The sequence below is a fragment of the Pediococcus acidilactici DSM 20284 genome (genome assembly GCF_000146325.1).
Classification (GTDB): domain Bacteria; phylum Bacillota; class Bacilli; order Lactobacillales; family Lactobacillaceae; genus Pediococcus; species Pediococcus acidilactici.
The window spans coordinates 1,771,661-1,788,122 of the sequence record NZ_GL397067.1 but is presented as its reverse complement, the minus strand read 5'-3'; the positions used below and the strand labels follow the sequence as shown (position 1 = coordinate 1,788,122).

At 43.9% G+C, this 16,462-nt stretch carries 16 protein-coding genes and 2 pseudogenes; 11 read left to right on the top strand and 7 right to left on the bottom strand.

Annotated elements, in window-relative coordinates; genetic code table 11:
• Positions 1 to 49: 49 nt before the first annotated feature.
• The gene (add, locus tag HMPREF0623_RS08510) at positions 50 to 1,063 is read right to left on the bottom strand and encodes an adenosine deaminase (protein ID WP_002830018.1); all 1,014 of its coding nucleotides are present in this window, start codon (positions 1,061 to 1,063) and stop codon (positions 50 to 52) included.
• 172 nt (positions 1,064 to 1,235) lie between these two features.
• Here add and HMPREF0623_RS08505 point away from each other — a divergent pair, with 172 nt between their 5' ends.
• Positions 1,236 to 2,588, top strand: a complete 1,353-nt coding sequence (locus HMPREF0623_RS08505) for an NCS2 family permease (protein WP_002831076.1) — start codon at positions 1,236 to 1,238, stop codon at positions 2,586 to 2,588.
• 16 nt (positions 2,589 to 2,604) lie between these two features.
• Positions 2,605 to 4,383 carry an adenine deaminase C-terminal domain-containing protein gene (locus HMPREF0623_RS08500; protein ID WP_002830016.1) on the top strand — a complete coding sequence of 593 codons (1,779 nt, stop codon included), beginning with the start codon at positions 2,605 to 2,607 and terminating at the stop codon, positions 4,381 to 4,383.
• A 127-nt stretch (positions 4,384 to 4,510) separates the two neighbouring features.
• On the opposite strand, the gene HMPREF0623_RS08495 is transcribed toward HMPREF0623_RS08500, so the two are convergent.
• On the bottom strand, positions 4,511 to 5,899 hold the full coding sequence (locus HMPREF0623_RS08495; RefSeq protein WP_002830014.1) for an amino acid permease: 1,389 nt from the start codon (positions 5,897 to 5,899) through the stop codon (positions 4,511 to 4,513).
• A gap of 153 nt (positions 5,900 to 6,052) precedes the next feature.
• On the opposite strand from HMPREF0623_RS08495, the gene HMPREF0623_RS08490 reads away from it, so the two are divergent.
• A complete protein-coding gene (locus tag HMPREF0623_RS08490) occupies positions 6,053 to 6,469 on the top strand; it encodes an NUDIX domain-containing protein (protein WP_002830013.1) in 417 nt (138 codons plus the stop codon).
• A 101-nt stretch (positions 6,470 to 6,570) separates the two neighbouring features.
• Here the strand turns inward: HMPREF0623_RS08490 and HMPREF0623_RS09595 are convergent, their stop codons facing one another.
• Entirely contained in the window at positions 6,571 to 6,747 is a 177-nt protein-coding gene (locus tag HMPREF0623_RS09595) for a hypothetical protein (protein WP_002830011.1), read from the bottom strand.
• A gap of 120 nt (positions 6,748 to 6,867) precedes the next feature.
• Between HMPREF0623_RS09595 and HMPREF0623_RS08485 the strand changes: the two genes are divergently transcribed.
• The 8 genes and pseudogenes from HMPREF0623_RS08485 to HMPREF0623_RS09500 form a co-directional block, all read left to right on the top strand.
• Complete coding sequence (locus HMPREF0623_RS08485; protein WP_002831082.1) at positions 6,868 to 7,437, top strand: guanylate kinase; 570 nt, start codon at positions 6,868 to 6,870, stop codon at positions 7,435 to 7,437.
• Between the two features lie 60 nt (positions 7,438 to 7,497).
• A complete protein-coding gene (locus HMPREF0623_RS08480; protein WP_002830008.1) occupies positions 7,498 to 7,944 on the top strand; it encodes a Fur family transcriptional regulator in 447 nt (148 codons plus the stop codon).
• Positions 7,945 to 8,070: 126 nt separating this feature from the next.
• Positions 8,071 to 8,583 carry a hypothetical protein gene (locus HMPREF0623_RS08475; RefSeq protein ID WP_036671452.1) on the top strand — a complete coding sequence of 171 codons (513 nt, stop codon included), beginning with the start codon at positions 8,071 to 8,073 and terminating at the stop codon, positions 8,581 to 8,583.
• A 12-nt stretch (positions 8,584 to 8,595) separates the two neighbouring features.
• Entirely contained in the window at positions 8,596 to 9,444 is an 849-nt protein-coding gene (locus HMPREF0623_RS08470; RefSeq protein ID WP_002830005.1) for a DUF6681 family protein, read from the top strand.
• A 142-nt stretch (positions 9,445 to 9,586) separates the two neighbouring features.
• On the top strand, positions 9,587 to 10,327 hold the full coding sequence (locus tag HMPREF0623_RS08465; protein WP_004166713.1) for an amino acid ABC transporter ATP-binding protein: 741 nt from the start codon (positions 9,587 to 9,589) through the stop codon (positions 10,325 to 10,327).
• A 12-nt stretch (positions 10,328 to 10,339) separates the two neighbouring features.
• Positions 10,340 to 11,173, top strand: coding sequence for a glutamate ABC transporter substrate-binding protein (locus HMPREF0623_RS08460; protein WP_002831086.1), 834 nt, complete (start codon positions 10,340 to 10,342; stop codon positions 11,171 to 11,173).
• Positions 11,170 to 11,820: an amino acid ABC transporter permease gene (locus tag HMPREF0623_RS08455; RefSeq protein WP_002831087.1), complete on the top strand. Its 651-nt coding sequence runs from the start codon at positions 11,170 to 11,172 to the stop codon at positions 11,818 to 11,820. The genes HMPREF0623_RS08460 and HMPREF0623_RS08455 overlap by 4 nt, the downstream gene beginning before the upstream one ends.
• Positions 11,820 to 12,209: pseudogene (locus HMPREF0623_RS09500) on the top strand (ABC transporter permease subunit); the annotation flags it as partial. The gene HMPREF0623_RS08455 and the pseudogene HMPREF0623_RS09500, both read left to right, overlap by 1 nt.
• Here the strand turns inward: HMPREF0623_RS09500 and hflX are convergent.
• The 4 genes and pseudogenes from hflX to HMPREF0623_RS08435 form a co-directional block, all read right to left on the bottom strand.
• Positions 12,181 to 13,122 (bottom strand): annotated as a pseudogene (gene hflX / locus HMPREF0623_RS08450) (GTPase HflX); the annotation flags it as partial. The pseudogenes HMPREF0623_RS09500 and hflX overlap by 29 nt on opposite strands.
• Positions 13,123 to 13,367: 245 nt before the next feature.
• Positions 13,368 to 14,048: a histidine phosphatase family protein gene (locus tag HMPREF0623_RS08445; RefSeq protein WP_002831089.1), complete on the bottom strand. Its 681-nt coding sequence runs from the start codon at positions 14,046 to 14,048 to the stop codon at positions 13,368 to 13,370.
• 4 nt (positions 14,049 to 14,052) lie between these two features.
• Positions 14,053 to 15,684 carry an APC family permease gene (locus HMPREF0623_RS08440; protein ID WP_002829996.1) on the bottom strand — a complete coding sequence of 544 codons (1,632 nt, stop codon included), beginning with the start codon at positions 15,682 to 15,684 and terminating at the stop codon, positions 14,053 to 14,055.
• Positions 15,685 to 15,729: 45 nt separating this feature from the next.
• A complete protein-coding gene (locus HMPREF0623_RS08435) occupies positions 15,730 to 16,377 on the bottom strand; it encodes a histidine phosphatase family protein (protein ID WP_002829995.1) in 648 nt (215 codons plus the stop codon).
• Between the last annotated feature and the right edge of the window lie 85 nt (positions 16,378 to 16,462).

The window sequence follows — 16,462 nt, the reverse complement described above, 5'->3', positions numbered from 1 at the left end:
ATACGCCTAAAGCATACGAACATTTACCGCCGTGGAAGGATTTTTAAGTTTAATTACTATTTACGTAGTTGTTTAATTCGTTGAGATAAATTTCTTTTTGTTGATCGCTGATCCAAGAGCTTTCAAATGAATTTCTAGCTAATTGGATAATTTGTGGTTTAGTTAATTTGAATTGGCTAGCAATCGCGGTGTAGTTGTCACTGATGTAGCCACCAAAATAGGCAGGATCGTCAGAGTGAATTGAAACTTTGACGTTTTTTGATAGGAGTTCTAAAACCTCTTGACCCTTCATTTCTGGAGATACGAAAGAATTAGAAAGCGGACACGAAGTTAGACCGATTCCTCGTTTAGCAACCAAATCAACCAGATCGGGGTCTTCAACGATGTTGGTACCATGGTCGATGCGTTCAACTTCCATAATTTCAAGTGCTTGACGAATATGCTCAATGGAATCTTTTTGGTCGATGTCGCAGTGAACGGTGCGATGTAAACCGGCAGCAGCTGCATCTTCAAACTGGCGTGCAAATTTTAATGGTGGATTATTGTGTTCGTCTGAATCTAAGCCGATTCCAATAATCTTATCTTGATATTTCAAAGCTTCCGCTAAAGTTTTTCGTGCGGATTCTTTTGAGAAATCACGCAGGAAACACATAATTAATCCGGCATCGATATTTAGGGCTCGCGCGTCAACCGTTGCCCGATATAATCCGTTAATTACGGTCGCAAAACTAATCCCACGACTAGTGTGCGCTTGGGGATCAAAAAAGATTTCAACGTGGCGGACGTTATTTTGGGCGGCACGTTTTAAGTAATCAAAAGCTAAGTCATAAAAGTCCGCTTCCGTTTGTAAGACGTTCATTGCGGGGTAGTAAACGGCTAAAAACGAGGCCAAATCATCGTATTGGTAGGTCTTTTGGACCTCTTCAACCGTATTTTGTCCGATATCCACGTGGTTTCGTTTGGCTAATTTTAACTTCAACTGAGGTTCGAGGGTTCCTTCGATATGTAAGTGTAGTTCAGCTTTGGGGAGTCCCTGAATAAACTCCTTGGTTATTTTATCCATAATCTGTTTCCTTTCTGGTAGGTAGTTCGTCATTAGGGCCTTGTGAGGGCTATTTTAGCATTTTTTGAGTTATTGTTAAAGCTAAATACGAATATTTTCGATTGTAAATTGAAATAAAGTATGGAATAATTAGTGGAGAAAGCTAAAAAATATTTGGAGGACGGTACTTACCATGCAAAAGGCGAACGATCAAATTTTGGCGGATGACAATATGTTAGAAAAAGTATTTCATTTAAGCGGTCATGGAACCACGATTAAGAGGGAAATGTTAGCAGGCCTAACAACGTTTGTTTCAATGGCCTACATTTTGTTTGTTAATCCTAGCATTTTAGGAGCAGCTGGAATGGATAAGGGAGCGGTCTTTACGGCAACTGCTTTATCGGCAATTTTAGGAAGTGCTTTAATGGCATTTTTAGCAAATTATCCAATTGCTGTAGCCCCTGGGTTAGGCGACAACGCTTTCTTTACTTTCTCAGTAGTTTTGGGAATGGGAATTTCTTGGCAAAAAGCAATGGCGGGTGTATTTGTCGCTTCGGTCCTTTTTACCATCCTTTCGTTTCTTAAAGTTCGGGAAGTGGTAATTAATGCAATTCCAAAAGATTTGAAACTAGCAATGGCGGCGGGAATCGGTATTTTCATCGCTTTTGTTGGTCTCCAAGGTGGCGGACTAGTTACCGCTAGCAAAACTTCGTTGGTTGAAATTGGCTCTTTGACCGTTCCAACCACTTGGCTAACAATTTTTGGAATCTTTGTGATTGCCATTTTAATGGCAAAAAGGGTGCCGGGCTCCATTTTTATTGGTTTAGTGTCGACCGCCTTGTTAGGATTGATCACTGGGCTAATCAAAATGCCGGCGAGCATCATCTCTCTTGCACCAAGCATGAAGCCGACTTTTGGGGTCGGAGTTTATCATTTATCTTCAATGATGGACCCTCAAATGTGGGCGGTAGTTTTAATCTTCCTGTTAGTCGCCTTCTTTGATACCGCAGGAACCTTGATTGGGTTAGCGCAACAAGCTGGAATTATGAAGGATAATAAAATGCCTAGAATTGGGCAAGCATTAGTAGCGGATTCGGTTTCAATGTTAGCTGGATCAGTAATGGGAACGACACCTACCGCAGCTTACGTAGAGTCTTCAGCAGGAATTGCGGTTGGAGGAAAGACGGGGTTAACTTCTTTAACAGTTGCGGTATTGTTTGGGTTTAGTATGCTATTTTCGCCGCTCCTAACCGTAGTTACTAACCAAGTTACTGCACCAGCACTAATTGTGGTGGGGGTATTAATGGCGTCAGCATTACGTGAAATTGAATGGGATAAATTTGAAATTGCAATGCCAGCCTTCTTAACCGTGATTGGCATGCCATTAACGTATAACATCTCGTACGGAATTGCCTTTGGTTTCCTAACCTATCCCATCCTCATGGTGGCTGCCGGGCGGCGAAAAGAAATTAACTACATTATGTGGGCAATGTTAGTAATCTTCATTGTATTGCTATACATTTTAAATATTGTACCTAAAGCTTAAGCAGACGGGAGCAGACATGGATACTACGACGGAGTTAGAAAAATATATTGATGCGGGGGCAGCTGAAATTCCAGCAGACCTGGTTATTGAAAATGGTACGTTAATTAATGTGGATACGGCCGAATATTATCGTGCAGACGTAGCAATCTACAAGGGTAGAATTGTGGCAGTTGATAAAGACGTCTCGGACTATGTCGGAGAGCATACCCGACACGTAGATGCGACCGACCAATATCTAGCCCCTGGTTTGATTGACGGACATATTCACGTTGAATGCAGCAAAATGTCAATGACGCGCTTTGCTCGAGCAGTGGTGCCCAAAGGAACGACTAGCATTGTCTCTGGATTGGATGAATATATTTCAGTGATTGGATTAGCCGGGCTAGACGAAATTTTTGCGGAAATTGATCAGCTTCCCCTAAAAGTTTTCTGGGGGGTTCCGTATAAAACGCCATACACAATCCCGCAGTCAACGGTAGCTTATAACGTCAACGCGCAAGATCACCAAAAGTTTCAACCTCAGGAGCGTAGTTACGGTGTTTGGGAAACCGTCCGAGAAGCGGTCCAAACCAAAGATAAAGATACCTTGTCAGCTGTTTTAACGGCACAAAAATTGCATAAGCCGATTTTTGGCTGTTCTCCGATGGCCAAGGGGAAAGATCTAAATCAATTCTTAATGACTAGGGTGCGGGTTGATCACGAAAGTTATTCTCATGAAGAATTTTTAGAAAAAGCTCGGAAAGGAATCCACACGATAATTCGGGAATCTTCGGTTACCAAATTTTTAGCTGAAAACGTTAAAGCCATTACGGAAGGTGCTCCGGGTGTAGCCCGCCACACTAGTTTTTGTACGGACGACATAACGGCGCGTGATATTTTGGAAAAAGGACATGTTGATCATCTGGTTCGGTTAGCGATTAAGGCAGGAATTTCGCCCATGACCGCCATTCAGATGGCAACTTTAAACAGTGCCGAAGCGTACCATATTGACGACCAAGTGGGTTCGATTGCGCCTGGCAAGGAAGCGGATATTTTGCTAATTGACCAGCCAGGAACCTTTAATATTGAAACGGTGATCAGTAAGGGCGTGGTGGTAGTTGAACGACAAGCGGAACAGTTGGAATTTGTGCCACCAAAAAGATCTGTAGAGATTACGAATTCGGTTAAATGTGCGGAAATAACGGCTGAGAGTTTTAAATACCAAGTTGATCAGCCAACGGGAATGGCGACGGTTCGAAGCATCAAGAGCGTGGGGCCGTTTGTCCGTAAATCGAGAAAAGTTGATTTAAAAATTAAGGACGGGTGCATCCTTCCCGATGCCAAACGGGACGTTGCGTTAGTGTCTGTGGTTGAAAGATATGGCATTAACCACCAACACTCTCGGGGATTTATCTCGGGATGGGGATTGCAGTCCGGAGCAATAGCTACTTCTGCTTCGCCAGATGATAATAACATTGTCGTGGCGGGGATGGATGAAGCGGATATGGCGTTAGCAGTCAACGAATTAGTTAAACACGGCGGAGGACAAGTCGTGGTTAATAAGGGCGAAGTGCTCGCCTTGTTGGAATTGCCGGTTGCTGGAATAGTAACTGATTTGCAGCCAAACGAATTAGCTCGAAAAGAAGTAGAGTTAAAAAATGCTGCTAATCAATTAGGATGTAAACTTCCGGATCCATTATTTTACCTGTCCTTCTTGCCAATCACGGCCATCCCAGATTTAGCAATTACGGATGGCGGAAACGTTGATTACACGAAATTAGAATACTTTGATCCTATTCTTGACCTTACAAAGTAGCAAATAAAAAATTGGAGCCTCTAGATAAATTTCCAGAGGCTCCAATTTTTTATACGTAAATTATTTTTTTAGAATCAAGCAAAGGTAATTAAGGTTCATAAATTAACTGGAGATTGGTGAATAATTTTTATTCAGCCAGTTTACTATGCCGCATCCCATAGCTAAAGTAAATGATTAAGCCGATTGCAAACCAGATTGCTGAACCAATCCAAGTTTCTAAGGAAAGGGTCGAAATCAAGTAAACACAGGCGATAACTGAAATGATCGGAATCACTGGATAACCAGGTACCTTAAAGCCGTTCCCCGGGATGTCGGTGCGGCGACGAAGGGGGATTACCCCTAACGAGATTAGTCCGAAGGCAAACAGGGTTCCCATGTTTACTAGGTTGGTAAGTTGATCAAGGGGTACGAATCCGCCAAGTAACGCGATAAAAATCGTAACGACGATCAAAGCGTTTTTGGGTGAACGGTGCGGCCCTTCTAGTTGGCCTAACAAGCGTGGCAGGAGTCCGTCCCGCCCGGTTGCGTAAACTAAACGAGAACTACCGTAAATCATGGAAATCATCATGGTGGTCATCCCTGCTAGGGCACCCACGGATAGCAATCCCGCAATCCAGTTCTGGTGAACTAATTGTAAAGCAAAGGATACGGGGTTTGCCACGTTAAGCTCGTTATAAGGCACCATCCCAGTTAGTACCACTGCCACCGCCACGTAAAAGATGGTGGCAACGATCAGCGTACCGATGATTCCAATAGGCATGTTCTTAGCCGGATTTTTTACTTCCGCTGCAGATGCCGAAACGGTGTCGAATCCTAAATAAGCAAAGAAGACGGTGGATGCGCCAGCTAAGGTTCCATGAATCCCAAATGGAAAGTATGGTTGCCAGTTGCTGGGTTTAACGTAAAAAATACCCACGCCGATAAAAATTAAAATAATTGCAATTTTAACGAAAACCATTAAGTTGTTAATGCGGATTGAAGACTTAAAACCACGGTTTAATAGAAAGCCAATTAAAAGCACAATGATTACCGCAAACAAATTAATATAAGTCCCATGCTGGGGATCAAATGGCCCGGCAATTGCTGCAGGGAGGTGGCCGCCAAATCCCTTAATTAAGGAACCAAAGTAAGCAGACCACCCGGTGGAAACCGCCGCGACGGCCAGTACGTACTCTAGAATTAACGCCCAACCTAATAACCAGCCGAGCAGTTCCCCGTAAATAATGGTTCCGTAGGAGTAGGCGCTGCCCGCCACGGGAATCGAGGCGGCAAACTCTGCGTAACACATTCCTGCTAGAGCACAAACCAAGGCGGCAATCACAAATGATAGGGTGATTGAGGGACCAGCTTTTAACGCTGCCACGGTGCCGGGGAGAATGAAAATTCCGGTACCGATTACTGCCCCGATTCCGAGGGCTAAGAGGTCTTTAGCACCCAGCGTTTTTTCAAATTGAGAATCTACCTTCAGATAATTAGCTAGTGATTCTTTACGAAAAATATTATGTTTTAGTTGCATACGCCACTTCCTCTCTAATGTTTTTCTAATAATACGGGATGAAGTTAATACTGTCAACGAAAATCAAGAAATCCACCTAGATTAAATTTGCTAAACTAGTGCAATTAGAGACTGGTATAATTAAAAAAGTAAGCAAAAAACGGAGGAATGACGATGGCTTTAGAATTGGATGGCGGAGCAGTAGTTTACCAAATGCGGGCAAAAGAGCCGTATTACTTATTGCTAAAAAGCGCTACGAGCGGTTTTTGGGGATTCCCTAAAGGACATTTAGAAAATACGGAATCGGCTCTTGAAGCCGCCGAGCGGGAGATTAGGGAGGAGACTGGGATTATCGCCACGGTCGACGATCGTTTTTACGACGTTTTAAATTATCGAGTTGGCGAAAATGACAAGAAAGTGACCCTATTTACGGCAAAGGTTCCTGAAGATACGGTAGTTCGATTGCAGAAGGAAGAAATTAGCATGGCGGCGTGGCTTGATTACGCAGCTGCTAGAAAGCGGCTAACCTACCTAAACTTAAAGCAGGCGTTAGATAACGCGGACCAATATATTCGGAAAGCAGAACAATAGTAATAAAAATTGGGCGCGCGCAAAGCAAACAAAAAAGAGGCCATGACATCGCGGGTCATGGCCTCCTTACTTGCATTTGATAAAGCTTTTTAAGAGTTAAGTTATGCTAACTTGCTGAATGAATTTTCTTCGAGGCTTTGAAGATTTTGAATTGCTTCTTCAATCGTTACGCCTGTAGCTTGAAACTCTGGTTGGGCTTTATCATTAGCGATAAAAACCTGCTTTTCAGTATCAAGTGCGATACTGTACCAAGCTGTGCTGTACTTTTTAAATTGCATAATGATAAACCTCCTAAATCATGAATTTTAGAAGCGGGAAAAGCGCTTCCAATTGATACGATACCTTAATTTACAACATTTTAAACAAAAATGCAAATATTTAAGCTTGGAGTAAGGGAAATGAATAAGATTATTGTAATAGCGGGGCCTACGGGTTCGGGGAAAACCACGGTAGCAGACTATCTTAACCAACGTTATGGCGTTGTGAAGGTGATCACGCACACCACCCGCCCCCAAAGGACTAATGAAAAGCAAGGGGTGGACTATTATTTTGAAACGGCGGATTCGTTCGACCAAAATCATTATTTGGAACAAGTTCAGTACGCTCACTACCGGTACGGCTCTTCCTACGAAGGGCTCACCCAGGCGTGGCAAAAGAACCCGATTGCTTGCATTGTGTTAGACACGGCCGGGGCAATTACTTACCAGCAAAAATTGGGTGACCAAGTGGAAATTTTGTTTTTGCGGGTGCAAAAAGAAGCTACATTGAAGCAAAGGCTGTTAAAGCGTGGGGATAGTATGGATTCAATCACTAAAAGAATTAACAGCCCTGAGTATCGCCGAGATATGGAATTGCCAAGTGAACTACAAGGAAAGGCAACCGTGATTGATAACGACGATTGGCAGGCTACTAAGCAAAAACTTGACGCATTTTATTTGCAGGTCAAAAAGCAAACTTTGGACGTTTAAATGCGCCCCTAAATATGTTAATGTAAAGCGTAATAATTACTATTTACGAGGTGGCAAACTGTGGATAAAAGTCCAATTGCAATTGCGGTTAAAATTTTAAAAGCGAACGGCTATAAAATTACGCGTCAGCGGCAGAGTTTATTAGAGTTGCTTGCGCAAAGCGGTGATCGGTATTTGGAATTAACCGAATTAGACCGCTTGATGCGGCTACAATTTCCTAAGATGAGTCATAACACGATTTACCGAAACGTTAAGGAATTTGCGGCACTAGGAATTGTGGAAGAAAATCAAAACGAAAATGACGGAAAAACAGAAGTAAAACTGGACTGTAACGAGCAGCATGCACATCACCATCACTTTATTTGCAACCAGTGTGGAAAAGTGCAGGAATTAAAAATGTGTCCGTTGAGTTTTTTTAGCGACCAGTTACCGGGTGCTGAGATTACCGGACACCATTTTGAGTTATATGGGATCTGTGCAGAGTGTGCAAAAAAAGTTCACGCATAGTGTGGATAAGTTAAATGTTAACTTTATCAGATAAAATATTAAAGTTATTGCAAACTTGGGGGAGTTTTGCTTACCTGAGCGCGTTTTTTTGGTATGCTAACGTTTGGAAATATGGAGGGAGATAGAATGGCATACAGAACACCACCTTTTTTAACGCCGATTGCCATCGTGACGATGATAATTGCGCTAAGTGCGACAAACGTAATTGTTAATAAAGCTACCAACACTTCTGAAGGAGCGCCGGTGCGTTCTTCAAAAGTAGTTGAAAGCAGTGAACCAGAAAAGAAACCTTCAAGCGACGATGAACATTCTAAAGATAAATCGGAAGAGTCGTCATCGAGTTCTGAAGAAAGCAGCAAGCCGAGTGAAGATACTTCAAGCAGTGGGGAAACTTCACAACCAACTGATGATCAAACTCAAGACAATTCTTCTTCGAAAACGACTAAGGATTCGACTGGCAATGATAAGGCCTCTAGTGGGGCAAATGATGAGGACCAGACCACGACGGATAGTTCCGGAGATGCAAGTTCAGGATCAGGAGCTGCTGCATCGCAAGGGCAAGCAAGTTCGCAGCAGGATACTAACCAACAGGCTGCCGTCCAAAAGGCCACGACCACTGATACTAATACAGGTCAATAAGGGGGGATAAACGTGATTTCATTTCTAACATTAGTAAGTCATTACATGGGCATGATTAGTGTTAAGAGTAAGTTGAAGAACCAAATTTACACTATCACAGCCTTTGTAGGGAATTGGTATTTGTTATACATTGGGATTCGCTTTATCCAAAATGGCGCATATACAAGAGGATTACTGCTATTAGCAATCTTTTTGATTTTCTTGTATTTCTCAATTATGAACATTTATTACTATTTCACTAATAAGCAGGCTCCGTTTGATATTTCCCCAATTTTAGAAAAATACATTGGGGGCACGCCAGAAGAAGTGCGGGAAAAAGAAGAATTCCGACGCCGCCTTACGCGGGTAGAACGACAAAGCCGCCAAGTTGCTAGTCCAGGCGGAGTTTTCGACCAGAAGGCCCTGTTACCCGCCACGATCGTTTCATCTGCGCGCCAACAAAAAAATATTGAACAAATTGCGGAAAAGATGATTCAATCAGGGATGGTCTTCATGGATTATGGGGGCCGGACTGACGAAGAATTACGGGCAGAAATGCCTGCTCAGCAAACCGAAACGTACGCAATCGGCGACTTGGGAGTGGCGATCCCGTATGCGGAAGTCCAACTCGTTGCTGGCAAACCCACTGTGGTAGCTGGAATGAACCAAATGGAGGCCGTTCCAGTGGGCGAAATTACCAAGGTGGGCTTATCCAGTTACCAAGCCGCTAAAGCTGAAAACCACTTGTATTTAGCAAACGCGTTTTTAATTGGTGGCGAAAAGAAAGTACGCGGTCGCTCTGGAATGATTGTGGAAAATGAACCATACCGCTTAAAAATTAATATTGCTTATAAACGGCGCCAAACCTCACTTTCGAAGTGATTTGATGATAAATTATTAAGACCTGTCAATGTATTTACTTTGACAGGTCTTTTTTTGTCCAGTATAGTCAATATAACCAAAAATTTATCTAATTTTAATCTTTCGTTAATGTAATCGGGTAAATGGAAACGGAGGGATCAAGATGTCGATGATCGAATTTCATAATGTGGAAAAGTATTACGGTAAGTTTCATGCCCTAACCGACGTTAATCTAACGATCGAAAAGGGAGAAACGGTGGTATTGATTGGACCGTCTGGTTCAGGAAAAAGCACCTTGATTCGAACCATTAACGGATTAGAAAGTATTGACGGTGGTCAATTAATTGTCAACGGATTTGACTTGGCCAACCGCCAAACCAATATCAACAAAATTCGCCGAGAAGTGGGAATGGTTTTCCAACATTTTAACTTGTACGATAACAAGTCTGTTTTAGAGAACATTATGCTAGCTCCCCGGGTCGTGCTTAAACGACCTGAAGAGCAGAACCGCCAACTAGCAATGGAACTGCTGGACCGGGTTGGGCTAGCTGAAAAGGCAGACAGCATGCCTGCCATGCTATCAGGGGGGCAAAAACAACGTATTGCGATTGCCCGTAGTTTAGCGATGCAGCCTAAATGTATTTTATTTGATGAGCCAACGTCCGCGCTCGATCCTGAAATGATCGATGATGTTTTAAACGTTATGAAGCAAATTGCCCGCGATTCCGCCATGACCATGGTAGTGGTGACTCACGAAATGGGCTTTGCTCGTGAAGTGGGGGACCGGGTGATTTTCATGGATGGTGGTCGGATCCTCGAAGACGACCGCAAGGAAGAATTCTTTGACGGGCAACCATCTAACGAACGGGCACGCCAATTTCTCAGCAAGATTATCAAACACTAGGAGGTGGTCCCCATGCGTAGAAGGTTTAAAATGCTTTTCTTGGGACTGACAGCCGTACTTTTTCTGGGCATTCTAGGTGGTTGTACAAAGCAAGAAGCTAAACAACGTGACGCTTGGCAAACCGCCCAGCAAACTAAAACCCTCACTTGGGGGGTAAAGGCCGATACCAAGTTGTTTGGGTTAATGGACGTAAAGGACTCCCAGATTAAGGGGTTTGATATTGACATTGCTAAAGCGCTGACGAAGCAGATGTTGGGAAAGGATGCGCGGGCCGAGTTTGTTCAAGTAACTAGCCAAACGCGGATTCCACTGCTGAAGAATGGCAATTTGGATGCAGTGATTGCGACGATGACGATCACTAAGGACCGGCAAAAAGTAGTTGATTTTTCAGACTCCTATTTTGATGCCGGACAATCCCTGTTAGTTCCTAAAGATAGTAAGATTCATAGCGTAAAGGATCTAAACCATCCGGGTACCAAAGTGATTGGGGTGGTTGGTGCTAATTCGGTCAGCAACGTTAAAAAATTTGCCCCTAAAGCACAGGTAATTCAGTTGCAAGACTATGCTCAAGCCCTTACGGCACTAAAATCCGGGCAGGGAGCGGCTTTAACTACGGATAACGGTATTTTATTTGGAATGGCGGTTGATAATCCCCAATTTAAAGTGGTCGGAAAGGCGTTCACTAAGGAACCTTACGGAATTGCCATTAACCAAAACCAACCGGCGTTGAAAAAACACCTTAACCAAGCGTTGGAAGAGATTATCGCAAACGGGGAGTATAACCGACTCATCAAGAAATGGTTTGGCGATATTCCTGGATTTAATTACCGGGAGGTGGAACGATGATTAATATTTTAACTAATCATAGTGCGGAGCTCTTTAGCGGACTGGGACAGACGCTACTTTGTAGTTTGATTGCGTTATTTTTTAGTTTAGTAATCGGATCGCTGTTTGCCATCATGGAAGTTTTGCCTAGTCGGTTAGCACGGACCATTGGCCGCATTTATGTGGAAGTGGTTCGAAACATTCCGCTACTGGTAGTGACCATGTTCTTTTACATTGTGATTCCACGGTATGTCCCCGCGGTAAACGGTTTTACCGCTGGTACCATTGGATTGACCATCTACACTTCGGCTTTCATTGCCGAAACGGTGCGGGCGGGAATCCAATCGGTAAGCGGGGGGCAAATGGAAGCGGCCCGGTCAAACGGAATGACGTTTAGCCAAGCGATGCGTTACATTGTTTTGCCCCAGGCCTTTAAGATTGTGATTCCACCTTTAGGAAACCAATTTATTAACCTAGTTAAGAATTCGTCAGTGTTAGCTTTCGTGGCTGGATTTGACCTGATGTATGTGGGTAACGACATTGCCTCCACCACCTTTGACACGATTAACTCTTATCTAGTAGTGGGAGTATTGTATCTCATTATCACGATGCCGCTAAGTTACTACATGCGGTACCTAGAAAAACGGACGAATCGAGGTGTCGCCTAATGCACGCATTTATGGAAGCCTATTCCGCGGTAAATTTAGCGTTCTTGTTAAAGGGACTGTGGATAACTATTGAAGTTTCGGTGATTTCGATTATTTTTAGCTACGTGCTCGGTGGAATACTGGGACTAATCCGTTACCTTAACGTACGCTACTTGTCAGCGTTGGTGGGAGTGGTGATTGACGTAATCCGAAACTTGCCCCTCTTGTTAATGTTCTTCTTCGTTTACTTTGGATTGCCTAACTTGGGAATTCGGTTGGGAATCTTGCCATCTTCAATTTTGGCGCTAACGGTGTTTGAATCAGCCATGATTGCGGAAATTATTCGGGGCGGGATTGTTTCGATCGATAAAGGCCAGATGGAAGGCGCTCGGGCGAACGGGTTATCGTATCCCGGTAATGCGGGTCGGATACGTCCACAACTTGTACAAGGAGGTCCGCTTTAGCAGCTTCCGATAGGGTGGAACGAAAGGCCTTTACCAACTGGTGTGGCAAATTGCTGACAAACCCAACCGTATCGCTAAGAATCAGTTCTTTTTGGTCTGGGAAGGTTAGTTTGCGCACACTAGTGTCCAAGGTGGCAAACAGCATGTCTTTTTCGAAAACTTGCTTGTCTTCATTGCGGCCGTACATACTGATTAAACCATTCATCGTGGTTGACTTTCCAGTATTGGTGTACCCAACCAAGGCTACGCTAGGGATGTCCTTTTTATCCCGACGCTGGCGTTGCACGTTGGCCGAAGTGGACATTTCCTTAAGTTCCTGGTTGATGTGGTTGATTCGGTTACGAATCGTCCGCCGGTTTAATTCTAGCTTAGTTTCACCGGCACCCCGGTTAGTAAATCCACCGCCGGTATTTCCGGCAGTTTGTTGGTCAAGTCGCTGGGTAGCGCTAGTCCGCAAGCGGGGAAGCTGATATTGCAACTTGGCAAGTTCAACTTGGAGACGGGCCTCTTTTGAACGAGCCCGGTTAGCAAAGATTTCTAAAATCAAACCGGTGCGGTCGATGACTCGTAACTGGGTTTCCTTTTCTAAGTTACTAAGCTGACTGGGGGTTAATTCGTCATTAACCACCAGGGTTTCGACTTCGCGAGCCGCAGCTACTTGGGTCAGTTCTTCAATTTTTCCTTTTCCAAAATAGGTTGCGGCATTAGGCCGTTCTAATTTTTGGGTAAGCTGGTCCATCACCCTCATGTGGTTAGCAGATGCTAACGACTTAAGTTCTGCCATGGCGTAATCCAGGTTAACGCCAGGAAGTTCTAGACCGGCAATAATAATTGGTTCTTCATTGATTTCTTCGTTCATATAAGAATGGCCTCCAAATTATTGAAAACGTTTATATAATTATATCATGGATTAGGCGGGGGTAGAAAAATAAGCATTTTATGGGGTGAACCACGCGAATTTCTCTGTCGTAATAAGAAAATGAGAGTGGGACAAAAGTTGGATATGCAACCTAGTCGAAATGTGTACCCAGCCCCAACTCGTTCCGGTTAACTAAAAAGTAGACCTAATTGTCGAGACAATTAGGTCTACTTCTCAATTAATCCTCACGAGTTACCCGGGGCTGGGGACACTCTGCCAAAATATTCCACCACTCCATCTTGGCCCCTCAATTTTAATTTGGTAACACTCCCGTTGCGGGGGCTATGGGACACGTCAATTTCTGGGTTGAACATGGACGTCAAAATTCGAATCAAAGTTCCGTGCGATACCACCAACACGTTATCACCATCGTTAGCTTGGTCAAAGGTGTAATCCAAACCTTGTTGCAAACGGGTGGTGATTTCCGTGTAGCTTTCGGCATCGTGGAACGGATCCACGTTTTTCCACACGTCGATGGCTGCCTTAATGCCATGTAAAGCGGTCATGGCGTTAAGGGTTGGTTCAATTGTGGAATGTTGTTGATAAAGTTTAAATTCAGTTTCTACCGAATTAGCACCTTCGAAATAACCAAAGAATTGTTCCCGAAAAGCTGCGATTGGTTCGATGGTTTTTTCGGGTAACGGGTGGTGATTTCGCTGGTTAATGAACCGGGCCGTTTTGATTGCCCGAGTAGTATCTGAACAATACGCGTGGGCAAAATCCACGTCCGCTAAGAAGTCGCCTGCTTGTTGGGCGTCGTGCACCCCTTTTTCGGTAAGCGGCGAATCAGACCAACCCTGTAAATGGCGGTACCGATTGAAGAGGGTTTGCCCGTGCCGTACAAAGTAATAGTTAACTGTTTTCATGAATCTATGCTTTCTTAAATGATTTTCTAAAGATGTTAAAGAAGAGGAAGTAAACCGCTAAGGTAGCGACCACGATAATTCCCCAAGCAATCACGCCAGACCAAACGTCAGCACTGTAGTGGCCCTTAATTACTAGATAAGCGCCCACAATGAAAGTTAAGATTGCAAATGGGTAGGAAGCCCGGGAAGTCTTCTTCAAGTGGTTACGTTCTACCCACGCCATGTAAGGAAGCAACGCGGATAGGGCAATGAAAATTACCGGAATGATGATGTTCAACGCTAATTCCTTGTCGTATAAAGCAGTTCCTGGCGTCGCGTCGGTTGGACGAACCCCTAACAGTGAAAATACGATGGTGATTACAAAGCACCATGCTCCCACTAACCAAGCAAGAACGTCGTTTTTAATGAAGACGTAATCACTATGGAATTCTTTACTCTTTTGCCGAATGCGCATGAAGGCAAAGAAGACAAAACTAGTTACGAATGGCGAAACAATCCCGTTGATGTTCAAAAGCCAGTTGAACATGTCGTTAATACTTGGTAGCCAGTTACTGAGGAAGAGTACCAGCGAAACGATTCCAGTGGTTAACCAGTACCCATTGATTGGCAAACCGTCGCTATTTAGTTTACCTAGTGATTTAGGCAAGTACTTCATTGCGACGTCAGACAAGAAAATCCGGGTGCTGGCGTCTAAAATAACCGCCAATTGGGCAAACATGTAAAGGGCTTGACTCACCGCAAAGATGTACATGAGGGTGTCCCCAATTCCAAATTCCTTCCCTAACGCTTGGAAGGCGTAGTAGGAACCGTTCATTTTCAAATCGTAAGGAAGATGGTGGGCGTTAAAGAACACCGCCAACGAGAACGAACCAAAGACGGTGAGAAAAATCGTCATTAATAGGAGCATCATCATGGCTTTCGGAAAGTCCCGTTTACCGTCTTTCATTTCCTTAACGTATGGTGCGGCAAGTTCGGCACCGTTAATCGCGAAAATTAATAACCCAAAGGTAGATAGGAAGTGTCCATCAATTTTAGGGATGAAGGCCCTCGCATTAAAGGGCTGGGTAGCAATGTGACGACCATGCATTAGGGCGGCAACCGTCATTACCACGAAAAGAATCGTCATTACAAACATGGCCCCGCCGCCTAAAGTACTGAGAATCTCCAACGAGCGGTTGCGGAAAAAGTGCTGGAACCAAATGAAAACTAAAAAGACCACCGCGGTGAAGAGGGCAAAGGCAATCGTGGGCATGTAGGATTGTAAATCCCCGTTACCCTTAACTAACCAACTAATTGAAACTACCACGGAGTTAGCAACGTCGACTACGTATGGTAATCCCGCAATCCAGTAGAAGAAGGCCACGATGTATCCGGCAAGGTCCCCGTTAGTTGCGCGAACCCAGGAAGCTAATCCGCCACCGTCTTCGTTGAAAGTTCCGCCTAGTTGGCCAACCATCATTTCATATGGCCAAACAAAAAGCAGAATCATCAAAACCCAGGTAGAAACAATTGCTAAACCTTGGTTATGAAAATTGTAAATTAAATCGTCAAAGCCAATTACGGTAACAAAGTCCATCAGAGCAACGACCGGCCAGCTAATGTACCTTTTTTTTGCATCTAAAGGTGAATTTTCCATTCTTACGTCTCTCCTATGTAAATTTTAAATCTCAATTCTACTATCTTAATTGTTATATTCGATTAAATGAATTCCATCTTCATCAAGGGTAAAACGGGTAATGCTGCCATTTTTAGGACCCCAAGTGATGTCTAGTTCAGGATCTGCTTTAGCTGCGATGGAACGGATTGTCGTTCCGTGACTGACGATGAGGATTTGATCGCCATCGTTAGCGGTCGCTAGCAAGTCGTTAAATCCACGGTTGATTCTTTCCCAAAATTCGGCGTTATTTTCCGCATCGTGGAAAGGATCGGCCGCTTTAATAGCGTCTTTAGTTTCCGCAATCGGGCGTTCTTCGAGAAATTCGTGGAACGAGCGTTTTCCAGAAATCGGCATCAAAACTTCAAACCAAGTTTGGGCAGAATCGTTGCCTTCAAAATAACCGTAAAATTCTTCTCGAAATTCGGTTTTTGCTTGGATTTCAGCGGTAGTGTGCTTGTTTTCAGCTAAAATGGCGCGGGCAGTGTTCATTGCTCGGGTGGTATCCGAAGCGTACACCGCGTCGAACTTAGTATCGCTTAGTCGAACGCCAGCTTGGTGGGCGTCTGCGTACCCTTTTTCAGTTAAGGGTGAGTCGGACCAGCCTTGCATCCGATTGTACTTATTAAAAATGGTTTGTCCGTGACGAACAAAGTACAGCTTTAGTTGTTTCATCAGCTTCTGTCCTTCCTTATTTTTTGTAAAACCTCAACCATTCTATCATAAATTAAATTTCCAAAATGACTTAAATCTTTGTGAA

Coding starts and splice junctions, on each gene's coding strand:
- HMPREF0623_RS08500 (WP_002830016.1), top strand. CDS start 2,605: ATGGATACTACGACGGAGTTAGAAAAATATATTGATGCGGGGGCAGCT.
- HMPREF0623_RS09595 (WP_002830011.1), bottom strand. CDS start 6,747: ATGCAATTTAAAAAGTACAGCACAGCTTGGTACAGTATCGCACTTGAT.
- HMPREF0623_RS08435 (WP_002829995.1), bottom strand. CDS start 16,377: ATGAAACAACTAAAGCTGTACTTTGTTCGTCACGGACAAACCATTTTT.
- HMPREF0623_RS08460 (WP_002831086.1), top strand. CDS start 10,340: ATGCGTAGAAGGTTTAAAATGCTTTTCTTGGGACTGACAGCCGTACTT.
- HMPREF0623_RS08440 (WP_002829996.1), bottom strand. CDS start 15,684: ATGGAAAATTCACCTTTAGATGCAAAAAAAAGGTACATTAGCTGGCCG.
- HMPREF0623_RS08475 (WP_036671452.1), top strand. CDS start 8,071: ATGGCATACAGAACACCACCTTTTTTAACGCCGATTGCCATCGTGACG.
- HMPREF0623_RS08505 (WP_002831076.1), top strand. CDS start 1,236: ATGCAAAAGGCGAACGATCAAATTTTGGCGGATGACAATATGTTAGAA.
- HMPREF0623_RS08495 (WP_002830014.1), bottom strand. CDS start 5,899: ATGCAACTAAAACATAATATTTTTCGTAAAGAATCACTAGCTAATTAT.
- add (WP_002830018.1), bottom strand. CDS start 1,063: ATGGATAAAATAACCAAGGAGTTTATTCAGGGACTCCCCAAAGCTGAA.
- HMPREF0623_RS08465 (WP_004166713.1), top strand. CDS start 9,587: ATGTCGATGATCGAATTTCATAATGTGGAAAAGTATTACGGTAAGTTT.
- HMPREF0623_RS08485 (WP_002831082.1), top strand. CDS start 6,868: ATGAATAAGATTATTGTAATAGCGGGGCCTACGGGTTCGGGGAAAACC.
- HMPREF0623_RS08490 (WP_002830013.1), top strand. CDS start 6,053: ATGGCTTTAGAATTGGATGGCGGAGCAGTAGTTTACCAAATGCGGGCA.
- HMPREF0623_RS08455 (WP_002831087.1), top strand. CDS start 11,170: ATGATTAATATTTTAACTAATCATAGTGCGGAGCTCTTTAGCGGACTG.
- HMPREF0623_RS08445 (WP_002831089.1), bottom strand. CDS start 14,048: ATGAAAACAGTTAACTATTACTTTGTACGGCACGGGCAAACCCTCTTC.